Annotated in this window: 12 protein-coding genes and 1 tRNA gene; 8 read left to right on the forward strand and 5 right to left on the reverse strand. The window is 61.6% G+C overall.

What is annotated here, in order from left to right; translation table 11 throughout:
• Nucleotides 1–64 precede the first annotated feature (64 nt).
• Nucleotides 65–538: a peroxiredoxin gene (locus H7993_RS09545; RefSeq protein WP_185794232.1), complete on the reverse strand. Its 474-nt coding sequence runs from the start codon at nt 536–538 to the stop codon at nt 65–67.
• A 10-nt stretch (nt 539–548) separates the two neighbouring features.
• The gene (locus H7993_RS09550) at nt 549–1,109 is read right to left on the reverse strand and encodes a glycine cleavage system transcriptional repressor (protein WP_122476686.1); all 561 of its coding nucleotides are present in this window, start codon (nt 1,107–1,109) and stop codon (nt 549–551) included.
• A gap of 331 nt (nt 1,110–1,440) precedes the next feature.
• Between H7993_RS09550 and dapA the strand changes: the two genes are divergently transcribed.
• The 8 genes from dapA to H7993_RS09590 all read left to right on the forward strand — a co-directional run bounded on the left by dapA (nt 1,441) and on the right by H7993_RS09590 (nt 9,962).
• Entirely contained in the window at nt 1,441–2,319 is an 879-nt protein-coding gene (dapA, locus tag H7993_RS09555) for a 4-hydroxy-tetrahydrodipicolinate synthase (RefSeq protein WP_185794233.1), read from the forward strand.
• 17 nt (nt 2,320–2,336) lie between these two features.
• The gene (gene bamC / locus H7993_RS09560) at nt 2,337–3,455 is read left to right on the forward strand and encodes an outer membrane protein assembly factor BamC (protein ID WP_185794234.1); all 1,119 of its coding nucleotides are present in this window, start codon (nt 2,337–2,339) and stop codon (nt 3,453–3,455) included.
• 3 nt (nt 3,456–3,458) lie between these two features.
• Nucleotides 3,459–4,217 carry an MBL fold metallo-hydrolase gene (locus tag H7993_RS09565; protein WP_185794235.1) on the forward strand — a complete coding sequence of 253 codons (759 nt, stop codon included), beginning with the start codon at nt 3,459–3,461 and terminating at the stop codon, nt 4,215–4,217.
• A gap of 48 nt (nt 4,218–4,265) precedes the next feature.
• The gene (gene purC / locus H7993_RS09570) at nt 4,266–4,979 is read left to right on the forward strand and encodes a phosphoribosylaminoimidazolesuccinocarboxamide synthase (protein ID WP_185794236.1); all 714 of its coding nucleotides are present in this window, start codon (nt 4,266–4,268) and stop codon (nt 4,977–4,979) included.
• Between the two features lie 93 nt (nt 4,980–5,072).
• Nucleotides 5,073–5,162 (forward strand) — tRNA-Ser (locus H7993_RS09575).
• Between the two features lie 1,171 nt (nt 5,163–6,333).
• Nucleotides 6,334–7,500, forward strand: a complete 1,167-nt coding sequence (locus H7993_RS09580) for an SMP-30/gluconolactonase/LRE family protein (protein ID WP_185794237.1) — start codon at nt 6,334–6,336, stop codon at nt 7,498–7,500.
• A 121-nt stretch (nt 7,501–7,621) separates the two neighbouring features.
• On the forward strand, nt 7,622–9,193 hold the full coding sequence (locus H7993_RS09585; RefSeq protein ID WP_185794238.1) for a gamma-glutamyltransferase family protein: 1,572 nt from the start codon (nt 7,622–7,624) through the stop codon (nt 9,191–9,193).
• A 76-nt stretch (nt 9,194–9,269) separates the two neighbouring features.
• Nucleotides 9,270–9,962 carry a GntR family transcriptional regulator gene (locus tag H7993_RS09590; protein WP_122476658.1) on the forward strand — a complete coding sequence of 231 codons (693 nt, stop codon included), beginning with the start codon at nt 9,270–9,272 and terminating at the stop codon, nt 9,960–9,962.
• A 22-nt stretch (nt 9,963–9,984) separates the two neighbouring features.
• Here H7993_RS09590 and H7993_RS09595 read toward each other — a convergent pair whose 3' ends face one another.
• From H7993_RS09595 to H7993_RS09605, 3 genes are read right to left on the reverse strand one after another with little or no spacing between them, the layout of a single operon-like run.
• Entirely contained in the window at nt 9,985–11,208 is a 1,224-nt protein-coding gene (locus tag H7993_RS09595; RefSeq protein WP_185794239.1) for an amidohydrolase family protein, read from the reverse strand.
• Nucleotides 11,205–13,697: a branched-chain amino acid ABC transporter ATP-binding protein/permease gene (locus H7993_RS09600; RefSeq protein WP_185794240.1), complete on the reverse strand. Its 2,493-nt coding sequence runs from the start codon at nt 13,695–13,697 to the stop codon at nt 11,205–11,207. The genes H7993_RS09595 and H7993_RS09600 overlap by 4 nt, the downstream gene beginning before the upstream one ends.
• Nucleotides 13,694–14,563 carry a branched-chain amino acid ABC transporter permease gene (locus tag H7993_RS09605; protein WP_185794241.1) on the reverse strand — a complete coding sequence of 290 codons (870 nt, stop codon included), beginning with the start codon at nt 14,561–14,563 and terminating at the stop codon, nt 13,694–13,696. Before H7993_RS09605 ends, H7993_RS09600 begins: the two co-directional genes overlap by 4 nt.
• Nucleotides 14,564–14,566 lie beyond the last annotated feature (3 nt).

Genomic DNA, 14,566 nt, shown 5'->3' on the forward strand with positions numbered 1-14,566 from the left:
CTAACCGCTCCTACACACGATCGTCGCAGGAGCGGTCAGTAGCCGCGAAAAATCCAACCCCCTCTCAACCCTTGCTCAACGCCTGTGCCGCCTCCAGCACGCTCTGCACATGCCCCGGCACCTTCACGCCACGCCATTCCTGGCGCAACACACCGTCCCGGTCGATCAGGAAGGTGCTGCGATCCACGCCCAGGTATTCCTTGCCATACAGCTTCTTCAACTTGATCACGTCGAACAGCTGGCACAACGCCTCGTCCTGATCGCTGATCAGTTCGAAGGTGAAGCCCTGCTTGGCCTTGAAATTCTCGTGGGACTTGAGCCCGTCGCGCGACACCCCGAACACTTCGGTGTCGGCGGCCTTGAACTGCTCGAGCAGGTCACGGAAATCCTGACCCTGGGTGGTGCAGCCCGGCGTGCTGTCCTTGGGGTAGAAGTAGACCACCACCTGGCGACCCTTGAGCTCGCTCAGGCGGACGCTCTGGCCGCTGGTGGCCTGGGCTTTGAAATCGGCTACAGGTTCATTGAGAGCGACAGCCATCGGTCAGTCCTTACATGGGGTTCTGTGGGCGCCAGGGTTCGATCAGCGCATCCAGGTTCAAGGCATCGGCGAAGTCCAGGAACTGGTCGCGCAACCAGCTGATCTGCACGCCGGCGGGCAGTGTCACGGTAAACGTGGCATTGAGCATGGTGCCACCGGTCTGCGGCGCCTGGTAGGTGTCGCAGGTCAGGTTCTCCAGCTCGACGTTGTGGTCGATGAAGAACTGGCACAGCTCGTTGATGATGTCCGAGCGGTACGCCGAACTGACGTAGGCCACGTACGGCAGCGCTTGCGGGCGGCTGTCGAGGGTGGCGCTGCGCACCAGGCTGACCGTGAAGTCGTGCTTCTTGGCCAGCGAGGCCAGGCTGGTTTCCAGGCGCGCCAGGGCGTCCCAGTTGCCTGCCACCTGCAGCACCAGGGCGCTGTATTCGCCGTGGCGGGTCAGGCGCGAGGTGGACACCGAGCAGCGGGCGTCGTGGGCCGCGCGGCACAGTACATTGGTCAGTTCCATGGGATTGCGGCCCAGGGCGCTGATGACGAGGAATTGTTCGCGAACTGTGGGGGTGGACATGCAGCATTCCTAAAGCGATGAGCGGTCGGCGGCGTCAAGGGGCCGGATGACTGGTTCAAGGCCTGCGCCGTACCTCGTGCGTACCCCTGCCGACCGCCCGGCAACGCCCGCAAATACGGGGTAAAGCCAGGTGGCAAGGCTCAGGGACGGGGTTCGAAGCGCCGTTACGGCAGGCGATGACCAGGCAAGAAAGGCAACCCCTGCCGATCAAAGTCTGAAAGGGTATAGAAAACCGGCGCCAAGGGGAATGCTCGCGGCGTGGTACTTCGCTTGTGCAAGGTGGATAGCGCCAGTACCATTACCGCTCTCTTTTTCCGGCAGGAGCGGTTGCATGATTGCGGGCAGTATGGTGGCACTGGTCACACCCATGGACGCCCAAGGGCGTCTGGACTGGGACAGCCTGAGCAAACTGGTGGACTTCCATCTGCAGGAGGGCACCCATGCCATCGTCGCGGTCGGCACCACCGGCGAATCGGCGACGCTCGACTACGAAGAACACATCAAGGTCATCGAGCACGTGGTCAAGCAGGTGAACGGGCGTATCCCGGTCATCGCCGGCACCGGCGCCAATTCCACCCGCGAGGCCGTCGAGCTGACCCGCAATGCCAAGAAGGCCGGCGCCGATGCCTGCCTGCTGGTCACGCCGTACTACAACAAGCCGACCCAGGAAGGCCTGTACCAGCACTTCAAGCACGTCGCCGAAGCCGTCGACATTCCGCAGATCCTCTACAACGTTCCCGGCCGCACTGCCTGCGACATGTTGGCCGACACCGTCGTGCGCCTTTCCAGCGTGCCGAACATCATCGGCATCAAGGAAGCCACCGGCGACCTGGCCCGCGCCAAGGACATCATCAGCCGTGTCGACAGCGACTTCCTCGTGCTGTCCGGCGATGATCCCACTGCGGTCGAGCTCATTCTGCTGGGTGGCAAGGGCAATATTTCGGTCACTGCCAACGTCGCCCCGCGCGCCATGGCCGACCTGTGCAATGCGGCGTTGAAGGGCGAGGCCGAACTGGCCCGTGCCATCAACGACAAGCTGATGCCGCTGCACAAGAACCTGTTCCTGGAAGCCAACCCGATTCCGGTCAAATGGGCGTTGCATGAAATGGGCTTGATGCCCGAAGGCATTCGCCTGCCGCTCACCTGGTTGAGCGCCACCTGTCATGAACCGCTGCGGCAGGCCCTGCGCCAGTCCGGCGTCCTGGTTTAATTGAGGAAGTAAGACGCATGAAGCGATTGGCTGGCCTTTCTGCCCTTGCCTTGGTCATTTCGAGCACCAGCGGTTGCGGGTGGCTCTGGGGCGAAAACGGTTACTTCCGCGATCGTGGCAATGATTACCTCGAGGCGACCCAAACCGCCCCGATGCAACTGCCGCCCGGCGTGCAAACCGACAAGCGTCTGGATCCGCTGCTGCCGATCCCGCGCAACGTCGCCGACGATAACGCCAAGGCTTCCGAATTCGAAGTGCCGCGCCCACTGCCCTTGCAGGTAGCTGCGCAGGCCAGTGATTTCTCGCTGCAGCGCAGCGGTGAAAACCGCTGGATCATGGCCCAGCGTGCGCCTGCCGAAGTCTGGCCGATTGCTCACCAGTTCTTCGAGGACAACGGTTTCCGCATCGCCGAAGACCGTCCGCAAACCGGTGAATTCACCACCACCTGGCAGCGCTTCGACGAGCTCTCCGCCTCTATGGCACAGCGCCTGAGCGGTGCCACCACCTCCAGTGGAAGCGAAACCCGTGTGCGCGTGCGCATCGAACCCGGCGTGCAGCGCAACAGCAGTGAAATCTACGTGGTCAGCGTCGAGCGCCCGGCCGGCAGCAGCACCGAGCCCGATTTCCCGGCGCGCTCGGTGAACACCGGCCTGGACTCGATCCTGGTCGACCAGATGCTCGCCAGCATGACCCGCGACTCGGAACGCGGTGGCTCGGTGTCCCTGGTAGCCGCACGTGATTTCGACGCGCCCAGCCGTGTAGCCATGAGCGAAGACGGCAGCGGCAACCCGGTGCTCAACGTCGGCGCCGACCTGGACCGTGCCTGGTCCAGCGTGGGCCGTGCCCTGGAGCAGGGCCAGTGGCGCATCGAAGACATCAACCGCAGCCTGGGCCTGTACTACATCAACGTTGCCGAATCCGCCCAGCGCGCCGACGACAAGCCGGGCTTCTTCAGCCGCGTGTTCGGCAATGCGCCGAGCAAGGAAGAAATCGAAGCCCGCGCCGAGCGTTATCAGGTGCGCCTGAGCAAGGTGGGCGACAGCGTCCAGGTCACTGTCGAGAAGAACATCAACACCGTGGCCCCGGCAGATGTTGCCCGCCGTGTGTTGGGTGTGATTCAAGACAACCTGGGTTAAGCGATGCGTTTTGCCGTTCTCGGCAGCGGTAGCCAAGGGAATGGCACGCTGATCAGCAGCGAAGACACCCATGTGCTGGTCGATTGCGGTTTCTCTCTGCGCGAAACCGAACGTCGGCTCGCCCGCCTGGGCCTGAGCGCCGCGCAATTGAGCGCCGTGTTGGTAACTCACGAACATGCCGACCATGTGCATGGCGTGGAACTGCTGGCGCGTCGCCATGGTGTGCCTGTCTACATGAGCCTCGGCACCGAGCGCGGCCTGCGCAAGCCGGTGCCGGTACGCACTCACGTGCGCTGCGGCGACGTGCTGGAAATCGGTGCGTTGCGTGTCGAAGTGGTTGCCGTGGCTCACGACGCCCTGGAGCCTACCCAGTACGTGTTCAGCGACGGCAAGCGGCGCTTCGGCCTGTTGACCGACCTGGGCTCCCACTGCGCCAGGGTGCGTGACCACTACCAGGGCCTGGATGCCCTGATGATCGAAAGCAACCACTGCCGCGATATGCTTGCCCGTGGGCACTACCCTTATTTCCTCAAGCAGCGCGTCGGCGGTGACTGGGGCCATTTGAACAATCACCAGGCTGCTGGCCTGGTGGCGCAGTTGGGCTGGCAGAACCTGCAACACCTGGTGCTGGCCCACCTGAGCAGCAAGAACAACCTGCCGCAGCTGGCCCGGCAATGCTTCGTCGACACCCTGGGGTGCGACGCGGACTGGCTGCAACTGGCCGACCAAGATTCAGGGCTCGACTGGCGCCACATCGCCTAGCGTCCCAAAGGGGCGCCTAGCCCATACTTTTAGCAAGCGGAGCCCATCATGGAAAAACGTGAAGAACTCTACCGCGGCAAAGCCAAGTCGGTGTACAAGACCGACGACGCCGACCGCTTGATCCTGCTGTTTCGCAACGACACCTCGGCGTTCGACGGCAAGCGCATCGAACAGCTCGACCGCAAGGGCATGGTGAACAACAAGTTCAACGCCTTCATCATGCAGAAACTGGAAGCCGCTGGCATCCCGACCCAATTCGACAAGCTGCTGGCCGACAACGAAGTGCTGGTCAAGAAGCTCGACATGATTCCGGTTGAATGCGTGGTGCGCAACTACGCCGCCGGCAGCCTGGTCAAGCGCCTGGGCGTCGAAGAAGGCATGAAGCTGAACCCGTACACCTTCGAGCTGTTCCTCAAGGACGACGCCAAGGGTGACCCGTTCATCAACGAATCCCACGTGGTGGCATTCGGCTGGGGCACCGCCGAGCAACTGGCGAAGATGAAAGAGCTGTCGCTCAAGGTCAACGTTGTGCTGACCCAGTTGTTCGACGACGCCGGCTTGCTGCTGGTCGACTTCAAGCTCGAGTTCGGCGTGTTCAGCGACGGCTCCATCGTCCTGGGCGACGAATTCAGCCCCGACGGCTGCCGCCTGTGGGACAAGGACACCCGCAAAAAAATGGACAAGGACCGCTTCCGTCAAGGCCTGGGCGACGTGATCGAAGCCTACGAAGAAGTGGCCAACCGCCTGGGCGTGCCGCTGTAACACCGCTGCAGACGCGCAAGCGCCTGAATTCGCAAATTATTTTGCATCAGGGGCTTCGCGTTTGGCGCAGACGCTGGTATGATTCGCGCCGTTGGAGAGATGCCAGAGTGGCCGAATGGGACGGATTCGAAATCCGTTGTACCTTCACCGGTACCTAGGGTTCGAATCCCTATCTCTCCGCCATTATTTGAAAAGCCCCGAGTGCTTATAGCCTCGGGGCTTTTTTGTGTCAGGGATTTAAGTAGTGGGTGCCTGTGCGTCTGCAGCCGGCCAGCCCTTGACGCTTCAGTCCATGGCTTTCAGCGCAATGCTGGCCTCTGCGAATCCTGTTTGGCGCCTACAATATCGACACAGCAGCTTTCAAGAAATCAGACGCGTTTCACATCGGACCGAGTAAAGTTCCAGCGGCCAAACGGAAACCCAACGGCAGGGTCGCCTACTATTCAAAGGAAGGAACAAATGTGCTCGTTCAGAATGATCGTAACAACTGCATGCTGTATTTTTATGATGGGCTGCGAAAAACGGCAGATAGAACCATGCCCCCAGGCAGGGAGAGACTTTCTGGAGAGATCGGTGCGGGCCTACTTTGATAGGTTCAAGCCGAATCAAGGGGGCAATTTCGTCCAGATATTTCATGACGAAGAATACAACCCCTCGACCAAAGGCTGGATAGTTTCGGTAGACAGCCCTGGCAAAGAGTATTTCGCGCTTGTGTCGTGCGCGGGCAGTGTGGAGCTGTCGGTTAGGGAGCTAGGTGGTGTGGCTCCGAAAAAATCCCTATAGGGATTTTTCTCGGGGTTTCCAGCAGGGAATAATTTTTCCCGTCTGACGCAAACTTTATGGGATGAATTAAAACAACTTTTAGTAAGTCTCGAACGCTATAGCTTCGTGCTGGAGTACGAGAGATATGCGTAGCCGGTTGGGTTGCAGTAATATTGAAACTATCACCGCGAACCGTTAGCGGCAGATGACTGGAAAAACAAGATTAATCGGTTCGCGATTAATTAGTGAGATATGTTACTCAAGTTAACTTGGTAAAAGCACGGGCCGCACGCAAATGATCTGAGAGTCGCGCATCAAGCTCTGTTTCGGTGCCTACATAGCCCTGATAATCTCCGACGCCCACCACTTCTATCTAAACACCTGGGTCGTCACGACCTTTCAGTCAGTTCCCAACCATACGTCGCCACCTACGGGTGGAACTTCCCCACCCAAATTCCCTTCAATACCCATGAACCTGTCGCGGCGTCTGTTCCTATCGTTACCTGAGCAGGTTTTTTTTCGGTTGATCCTGAAACCGGTTTCAGGCTCGACCCTATACCAGTCCATCACATCCCGCAGGAGCCTGGAACGGATGAACAGAAACCTATTCAAGCGAACCTCAATCCCCGTCCTGGCGGCCGCAACATTGGCGCTGGCAGTGAACGCAGCCCATGCCGAGACCATCGATCGCAGCCTAGTTCCCATTGGTTCGATCCAGGAGGTGGCTACGTTCAGCGGCCCAGGTCCGTCAGGTATCGTGGTGACCCCGGAAGGGCGCACGTTCGTTGGCTTTCCGCGTCATGCCGAGGATCACGCGGGCATGACGCTGGGTGAGTTGGTCAACGGCAAGCTGGTTCCCTATCCCTCCGCCGATGTCAGCCTGCCGTCTGAACTATCCGACGCCAAGCGGCTTGTTTCCCTGCATGGCATGACCCTGGACAAGCGTGGGCGCCTCTGGTTGATCGACGATGGCAAACGCGCAGGCAAGCCGGGCATTCCGGCGGGTGCAGCGAAGGTGGTGGGTATCGACTTGAGCAGCAACAGCATCGTGACCTCCATCGAGCTCAAGGATGCCTTGCGTCAAGACAGCCACATGAATGACCTGCGCATCGATTTGACCCACGGCAGCCAAGGCACCGCTTATGTCGCCGATTCATCCTTCGGCGACGACCCGGCTTTGGTGGTGGTGGATCTGGCCACCGGCAAGCAGCGTCGTGTGCTCGCCGGTCATCCCTCCATCGTTGCGCAAAAAGATTTCGTCACCCAGCTCGACGGTGTGCCCATGCGCTACGACGGCAAGAACAGCGCATTTCCTCATGGTGGTGTCGATGGTCTGGCGCTGACGCCCGACAGCTCGCGTTTGTTCTACTCGCCGCTCACCAGTCGACACCTGTGGAGCCTGCCGACCGCGGCCCTTGCTGACTTCAGTCTCGATGATCGACAGCTGGCTGAGCAGATCAAAGATGAAGGGGAGAAGTTGATGGTCGATGGGATGGACATGGACGCTCAGGGCCGTCTGTACATGACCGATGCCGAGCATCATCAGGTGCTGCGTCGCTGGCCGGATGGCCGCCTCGATGTGGTGCTGCGTGACCCGCGACTGGTGTGGCCGGACGGCGTATTCGTGACCGCCGATTCTGTGTACGTGACGCTGGGGCAGTGGAGCCGGATGGGTAAGGGATTCGACACCCGGCAGCCGCCTTACCTGTTGGTCAGGGCGCCCATTGAGGCCACGCCGAAGTTCGACGCTGCACAATGACCGGATGGGGGGCATAGATCGTGCCCCCTGCCTCATCCGCCACCAGTAAAAACCACGGCACACATATTGCTCTGCTAACAATAATTTCATAGATAGCTAGCAAAGCCGGGGCCCCCAAATCATGATCGCTACCTCCTCTCGTGCGGTGATCTGCACGCCTCACGCCCAGGCCAGTGCCGCTGGGATGCAGATCCTCGAAGCCGGTGGCACTGCCATTGATGCCATGTTGGCAGCCAGCGCCATGCTCGCCGTGGTCTTCCCGCACATGACCGGCCTGGGCGGGGATGCCCTGTGGATGATCCACGACACCCAGGTGCGCACCATCGTGGGGATCGGGCAGGCCGGACAGCGTTTGCCCGACGGCGGAGTCATCGGTTTGAGAGGGCCATCGTCGGTCGCCACCACGGCGGGTGCGCTGGCGAGCTGGCACACGGCGGCGTCGATCAGCCGACATGAGTGGGGTTCGAATTTTGGTTGGGCCGACCTGTTGCAGGACGCCGCCAGCGTGGCGGAGGCGGGCACGCCGGTTTCACAGTCGCAGCTGTTTTGGCAGACATTGCGGCAGCCACTCATCGAGCAATTGCCGGACCTGCACGGTGTCTGTAAAACCGATGGGCGTTGGCTACGCGCGGGCGATACGCTGCGCCAGCCGGCGCTGGCCAATACCTTGCGACATCTGGCCAGGCACGGTGTCGAGGACTTCTATCAGGGCGAGTTGGCCCACGCCTTCGGTGCGGCGTTCGATCGGCTCGGTTGTGGCTTGACCCAGGCCGACCTGGCGGCTACGCGTGCACCGCTGGTGGCCCCGATCTCGGTACGTTACCGCCAGGGCCATCTCTATAACGTTGCACCGCCGTGCCAGGGGCTTTATACGTTGCAAGCCATGGCCGCTCTGCAGCATAAGCCACTCGCGCGGGTCGGCAACGGCGGCGCGCTTTACTACCACTACCTGGTCGAAGCCATCAAGCAGGGCCTGCTGCGCCGCAACGCGCAGTTGTGCGACCCCCTGAACACGCCTTGGGATTTTGCCGCCAGTCTCGATGAACGGCACATCCAAGGGTATGCCGATGCCATCGACGACCAGCGTGCAGCTCCGTGGAACGAGCCGGGACGTCCGGCCGATACGGTGTGGATGGCGGCGACCGATGCTCAGGGGCGGACGGCCTGCCTTATCCAGAGTTTGTTTCACGACTTCGGCTCTGGCTGTATTCTGGGTGACACCGGGGTGCTATGGCAGAACCGTGCTGCGGGTTTCAACGCCAACCCCGAACACGTCAACGGCTGGGCTCCTGGCAAGCGTCCCGCGCACACGCTCAACCCGTCCTGTTACCTGGCGGACGATGGCCAGCGCTGGTTCTTCGGCACGCAGGGGGGCGACGGCCAACCGCAGACACAGATGGCTCTGGCGACTCAGCTGATCGACTATCGGCAGCCCATCGATCAGGCGCTGGCCACACCGCGCTTTCTGTTGGGCCGCAGTTTTTTCGACAGCACCGACAACCTCAAGCTCGAGGGCGATATGCCTGCCGCGACCATCGAAGGCCTGGCGGCGCTCGGCCATGAGGTGGAAATCATAGCTGCGCAGAGCCCGATGACGGGCCATGCCGGTATCATTGCCATTGATGCCCAGGGTCGGCGCAGCGCCATGCATGATCCGCGAGGTGAGGGTACGGCCCTTGGCCAGGTAGACTGAGGGTCGAACCGGGCATTTGCCGGATACGGGGCATCTCGTGTATAGGCATGAGGCCTTCCAGACAACAGAGGAAACGATGGGGTTGAGTACCGTCACTGCCAAACAGCTCGAGGTGCAGCGTATCGTCGATGCGTTGTTCAAGGCCATTGCCCAACATCGCCTGCCGCCCGGCACCCGGTTGGTCGAAGCCCACATCGTCGAAACCTTGCAGGCCAACCGCAATCATGTGCAGGTCGCGCTACAGCGCCTGGCGATGCAGAAAGTAGTGACCATCGAAGCCAATCGCGGCGCCATGGTTGCCCAGCCGACGGCGAAGGAAGCGCGGGACATCTTCAGCGCCCGTCGTGCCATCGAGCGGGCCATTGTCGAGGCCATTACCCCGGCCGTGATGCGCAAACAGCGGCAACGCATTGCCAGCCATATGAGTAACGAGCGAAAAGCCACCAGCGATACCGATCGCCGCGCCATCGTTCGCGAGCTGAGCGAATTTCACCTGCTGCTCGGCGAGATCAGCGGCAATACCGTGCTCAGCGATATCCTGGGCAACCTGATGGTGCGCAGCTCGTTGATCGTGGCGCTGTACCAGCGTAACGACGTGCCGTCGTGCGCGTCGGATGAGCATCAGGAAATCATTACCGCGCTGGAGCAAGGCGATAATGCACGGGCCGTGGCGGTCATGCTCGAACACCTGGACGAACTGGAAGGGCAGCTGGCGCTGGAAGAGCGAGCGCTGGAGGAGTTCAACCTCAAGCAAGCGCTGCGTGGCTGATGCGCAGGCGTTGCCTGTTCGATCACGGCCTCAGCAACTTCCCCGCCGGTCTGCTGAAGGTTTGCCTGCCACCCTTGAAACCCATCACCGGGGCGCTTATCTCGGCGATCACCGCAGCGGGTGAGGGCGCGTCGAAGACGATGAAGTCGGCGCGGCAGCCTGGTAGCAGGCCGTAATTTTTCAGCCTGAGCAGGCGTGCCGACTCGCTGGAGACCCAAGCCAGGCATTGCAGCAGCTGCCCTACAGTACCCATCTGACAGACGTTGGCGAACAGATTGGCCTGACGCACCAGCGAGGCATCGCCATAGGGCGTAAACGGATTGCCGACATTGTTGGTAGACACCGAACACGTCACGCCACAGGCGTGCAGATGCGCCAGCGGGGCCAGCCCCCGAGGTTTGTTGTGGAACACGTCGCGACCCATCAGGAACAGGTCAGTGCTGGGCAGACAGGTCACCTGAACGCCCGCTTCGGCCAGCTCCAGTGCGAGCACCGTCAGTGATTCCTGGGGCAAGGCGGACAGCTTGGTCACATGGCCGATGGTCACACGTCCGCCCCAACCATGCAGCCGAGTGCAGCGCGCGACTTCCATGACGGTCAGGCCTTCGGGGTTCAAATCGAAATCCAGATGCAGGTCCAGGTCGCAGTCGTAGCGTGTGGCCAGTTCGAATAGCCGCTGGATCTGCCCTAGCGGGTCGCTGTCCATATACGGGCACCCACCCAGGACCGTTGCACCGCTTTCCAGCGCCTCGCACAACAGTGCTTCGGTCCCCGGGTTGTTCAGCAGCCCTTCCTGCGGGAATACACACAGCTCCAGGCTGATCGCCCAGGCATAGTCAGCCTGCAAGCGGCGAATGGCATGGAAGCCGGTCAAGCCGATCTGCGGGTCCAACTCGACATGGGTGCGCATGTGTGTCGTGCCTTGCACGATGGCTTTGTCCAGCACCAGAGCACCGCGCCGATAGACATCGTCTTCGGTAAACCCCGCTTTCGCCGCTCGGGTCTGGGCCACTGCTTCGGCCAGTGTGCCTTCCTGCAGGTGGCAGCGCTCCATAATGCAGGCCTTGTCCAGATGAATGTGGGTTTCGATCAGGCCGGGCATGATGAGCTGCCCCTGCAGATCGAGGGTGTCCCACTGGTGTGTGTCGGCACTCCAGGCGTCGACGAAATAGCCGTTCTCTACCTGCAGCTGGGTCAGGTGGTTACCGTCGCCAAGCCGCGCATTGATGATCTTCAAAGCGTTCATGCGCCCACTCCTTCGCCCAGGTAGGCCGCGGCCAGATCTTTGTCGTCGCGCAATTGCGCGGCGCTGCCGGACTTCACAATGGCTCCGGTTTCCAGCACATACGCGCGGTCAGCCACTTGCAGCGCGAGGTTGGCCATCTGGTCTACCAGCAGAATGGTCACACCCTCGTCGCGCAGCGCAGCCAGCGCGTCGTAAAGCTCGCCGATCATGGCAGGTGACAGGCCCAGCGACGGTTCATCGAGCAGAAGGATTTTCGGCTTTGCCATCAGGCCGCGACCCACCGCGACCATCTGTTGCTCGCCACCGGACAGCAGACCGGCCGGGTTGTCGATGCGATCGCGCAGACGAGGGAAGCGCTTGAGGATGGCCTCGATTTCAGCGTCGGTATCGAAGGCTTCGCGACGTGAGTAACCACCCAGCAACAAATTGTCGCGCACGCTCAGGTAAGGAAAGACCTGACGACCTTCGGGTACCAACGCCAGGCCCTGCGCGGCGATCAGGCTGGCACTGGTCTGTTCGATATTTTCGTTGTCGAGCAGGATGCTGCCACTGCTGGCGCGATGCAGGCCGGCCAGGCATTGCAGGATGCTCGATTTACCCGCGCCGTTCGCGCCGAGGATGGCCACCAGTTCGCCGGGATTCACCAGCAGATTGACCTTGTTGACCACGGCGGACGCGCCGTAATCAATGACCAGATCCTTGACGTACAAACGCGCGTCGCGGCTACCCGCCCAGGGTTGCGCGCGCGGGGTGGCTTGGTAGTCGGTGCCGCCCAGATACGCAGCGATGACTTGCGGGTTCTGGCGGATTTCCGAGGGTGGCCCCGACGCAATCGGCTTGCCCGCGTCGAGCACCAGTAAATGCTCGGACACCGACATCACCAGCGCCATGTCGTGCTCGACCAGAATCACCGTGAGGCCAAAATCCGCCAGCTTGCGCAGCAGTACCGCCAGGTCGTCGGTGTCGCGACGGCTGAGGCCTGCCGCTGGCTCGTCCAGCAACAGCACGGTCGGTGCAGTCGCCAGCGCCCGGGCTATTTCCACCAGGCGGCGGTCTACGTGGGGCAAATCCTCGGCGGCAATATTCACTTCGCCGCGATAGCCCACCAACGCCAGCAACTCCAGCGCCAGGCTGCGTTGCGCTTCCAGGGCACGGCTGAACGGCAGGCCCAGGCGCCCCTTCTGCATCGCCACGAGCAGGTTGTCGAGCACGGACAGTTCGCCGAACAACAAGGTGGTCTGGTACGTACGGGCAATGCCGGCCCGGGCAGTCTTCCAGGCAGGCAGCCCAGCCAGCGGTTGTTGCAACTCGATCTGGCCGCTGTCCGGTGCGTAGAACCCGCTGATCATGTTCAGAACCGTGGTTTTGCCTGCGCCGTTGGGGCCGATGATGCTGGTGATACTGCCGGCGGGTGCCTGCAGACTGACGTGTTGCGCAGCCTGTACGCCGCCGAAGCGGATGCCGATATCGGTAACCCGCAGCCCTGAGGACGGGCCGCGGCTGCGCAGATGAGCAGCGATGCGTGCGTGATCGATGCACGTCGGCGGCAGCAGGCGAGCGGGTTTGATCACGCGCCGGGCGAGGGCACCGAGCAACCCGTTGGGCGCGATCCACAGTACGATCAGCAGCAGTATGGAGAAGATCAGCAACCGGTATTCGGCGAAATCCGACAGCAGTTCCGGCACCAGCACGATCAACACGGCACCGATCAGCGGCCCGAACAGCATACCGCTGCCGCCCACGATCACGGCCAGAACGAACAGGATGGATTGCGAGAAGGGGAAGGACTCCGGGTTGATGAACATCAGCAAGGGCGCGAGCAACCCACCTGCCAGCCCGGTCAAGGCCGCCGACAATGCGAATGCCAGGGTTTTACTTATCACCGGGTTGAAGCCCAGCGAGCGCGCGGCGATTTCCGAGGTTTTCACCGCCAGCATGGCCTTGCCCCAGCCGCTCTGGCTCAGGCGCCGATAGAACAACAGCGCGCCGATCATCAGCGCGGCGGCCAGCAGCGCGAGCAGGATCGCCGGATCGAGGCCGGCGAACTCCGGCAACGGGATACCCATCAGGCCATTTGAGCCACCTGTTACATCCCGCCATTCGATCAAGCCGTGGTGCACCACGAACGAGAAGGCGATGGTGATCATCGCCAGATACGGGCCGCTGACCCGAAGCGCGGGGATCGCCAATAGCGCGCCGATCAGACCCGCCACGGCACCGGCCATCGGCAGGGCCAGCCACAACGACCATCCCGCCATGCTCAGCAGGGCCGATACATAAGCGCCAATCGCGTAGAACGCGATATGTCCGAAGGAAATTTGCCCGCTCAGGCCAATCAGGATGTTCAGGCCCACACCGACCACTGCCGCCAGCGCACAGAGGGTGAAAACCAACAGCGAGTAGCTGTCGAGGGTGAACGCCAGAACGCCAGACAGCACAGCGAGCAAGGCGATGAACGCCGGAGCGACCAGGGTTTTGAGGTTATTCATACTTTCACCAATGCCCGGCTGCCAAACAGACCGTTTGGACGAATCGCCAGCGCCAGAATGACCAGCGCGAAGGTAAATATCTGGGTGAATGCAGAGCCGAAGTACAAGGTGATCAATGCTTCGGTCAGGCCGAACAGCAATCCGGCGGCAAAGACCCCGCCGGCGCTGCCGATGCCGCCGAGAATCGCGACCGCAAAGGCTTTCAGGCCGAACAACATGCCCATTTCCGCGTTGACGCTGAACAGCGGCGCAATCAGCAGGCCCGCCACCCCCGCGAAGACGGTCGACAACGCAAAGGCGATGGCCACCACACGATTGACGTTGATGCCCATCAACATCGCGGCGCGCGGATTCTGCACGCAGGCTTCGAGTACCTTGCCCAGCCGGGTGTAGCGCCGCACCAGATGCAGCGCCAAGGCGACGGCTGCGCCCGCCAGCGGAATCAGCAATTGCAGGGCACTGATGTGGCTGCCGAACAGCTCGACACTCAGGTTCACCAAGGCGCTTTCGAACTGCCGAGGCTCCTTGCCGAAGGTAAACAGCGCAAGGTTGTCCACCAGAATTCCGCCCGCGACCGTTGCCATCAGCCAGGCCTGCGAGCCACGGCTGTGGAAAGGTCGCACCAGGTAGCGCTCGATCACCAGGCCATACAGCGCACAGAGGATCAGTGTCAGCGGCACGCCCAGCCACAGTGGCCAGCCCCAGTTGATGCAAAACGTGTAGCCGAGCACCGCACCGACCATCATGGCGCTGCCCTGGGCAAAGTTGACGGTGCGCGATACGACGTAGGTCAGGTGAAAACCTAACGCCAGCAACGCATACATGCTGCCCAGGCCGAGCCCGGTGATAATGGCGGCGGTGAACATCGC

It is taken from the genome of Pseudomonas baltica (assembly GCF_014235765.1).
GTDB classification, from domain to species: Bacteria; Pseudomonadota; Gammaproteobacteria; order Pseudomonadales; family Pseudomonadaceae; genus Aquipseudomonas; species Aquipseudomonas baltica.

Coding starts and splice junctions, on each gene's coding strand:
- purC (WP_185794236.1), top strand. CDS start 4,266: ATGGAAAAACGTGAAGAACTCTACCGCGGCAAAGCCAAGTCGGTGTAC.
- H7993_RS09595 (WP_185794239.1), bottom strand. CDS start 11,208: ATGAACGCTTTGAAGATCATCAATGCGCGGCTTGGCGACGGTAACCAC.
- H7993_RS09585 (WP_185794238.1), top strand. CDS start 7,622: ATGATCGCTACCTCCTCTCGTGCGGTGATCTGCACGCCTCACGCCCAG.
- H7993_RS09545 (WP_185794232.1), bottom strand. CDS start 538: ATGGCTGTCGCTCTCAATGAACCTGTAGCCGATTTCAAAGCCCAGGCC.
- H7993_RS09565 (WP_185794235.1), top strand. CDS start 3,459: ATGCGTTTTGCCGTTCTCGGCAGCGGTAGCCAAGGGAATGGCACGCTG.
- H7993_RS09550 (WP_122476686.1), bottom strand. CDS start 1,109: ATGTCCACCCCCACAGTTCGCGAACAATTCCTCGTCATCAGCGCCCTG.
- H7993_RS09605 (WP_185794241.1), bottom strand. CDS start 14,563: ATGTTCACCGCCGCCATTATCACCGGGCTCGGCCTGGGCAGCATGTAT.
- bamC (WP_185794234.1), top strand. CDS start 2,337: ATGAAGCGATTGGCTGGCCTTTCTGCCCTTGCCTTGGTCATTTCGAGC.
- H7993_RS09580 (WP_185794237.1), top strand. CDS start 6,334: ATGAACAGAAACCTATTCAAGCGAACCTCAATCCCCGTCCTGGCGGCC.
- H7993_RS09600 (WP_185794240.1), bottom strand. CDS start 13,697: ATGAATAACCTCAAAACCCTGGTCGCTCCGGCGTTCATCGCCTTGCTC.
- H7993_RS09590 (WP_122476658.1), top strand. CDS start 9,270: ATGGGGTTGAGTACCGTCACTGCCAAACAGCTCGAGGTGCAGCGTATC.
- dapA (WP_185794233.1), top strand. CDS start 1,441: ATGATTGCGGGCAGTATGGTGGCACTGGTCACACCCATGGACGCCCAA.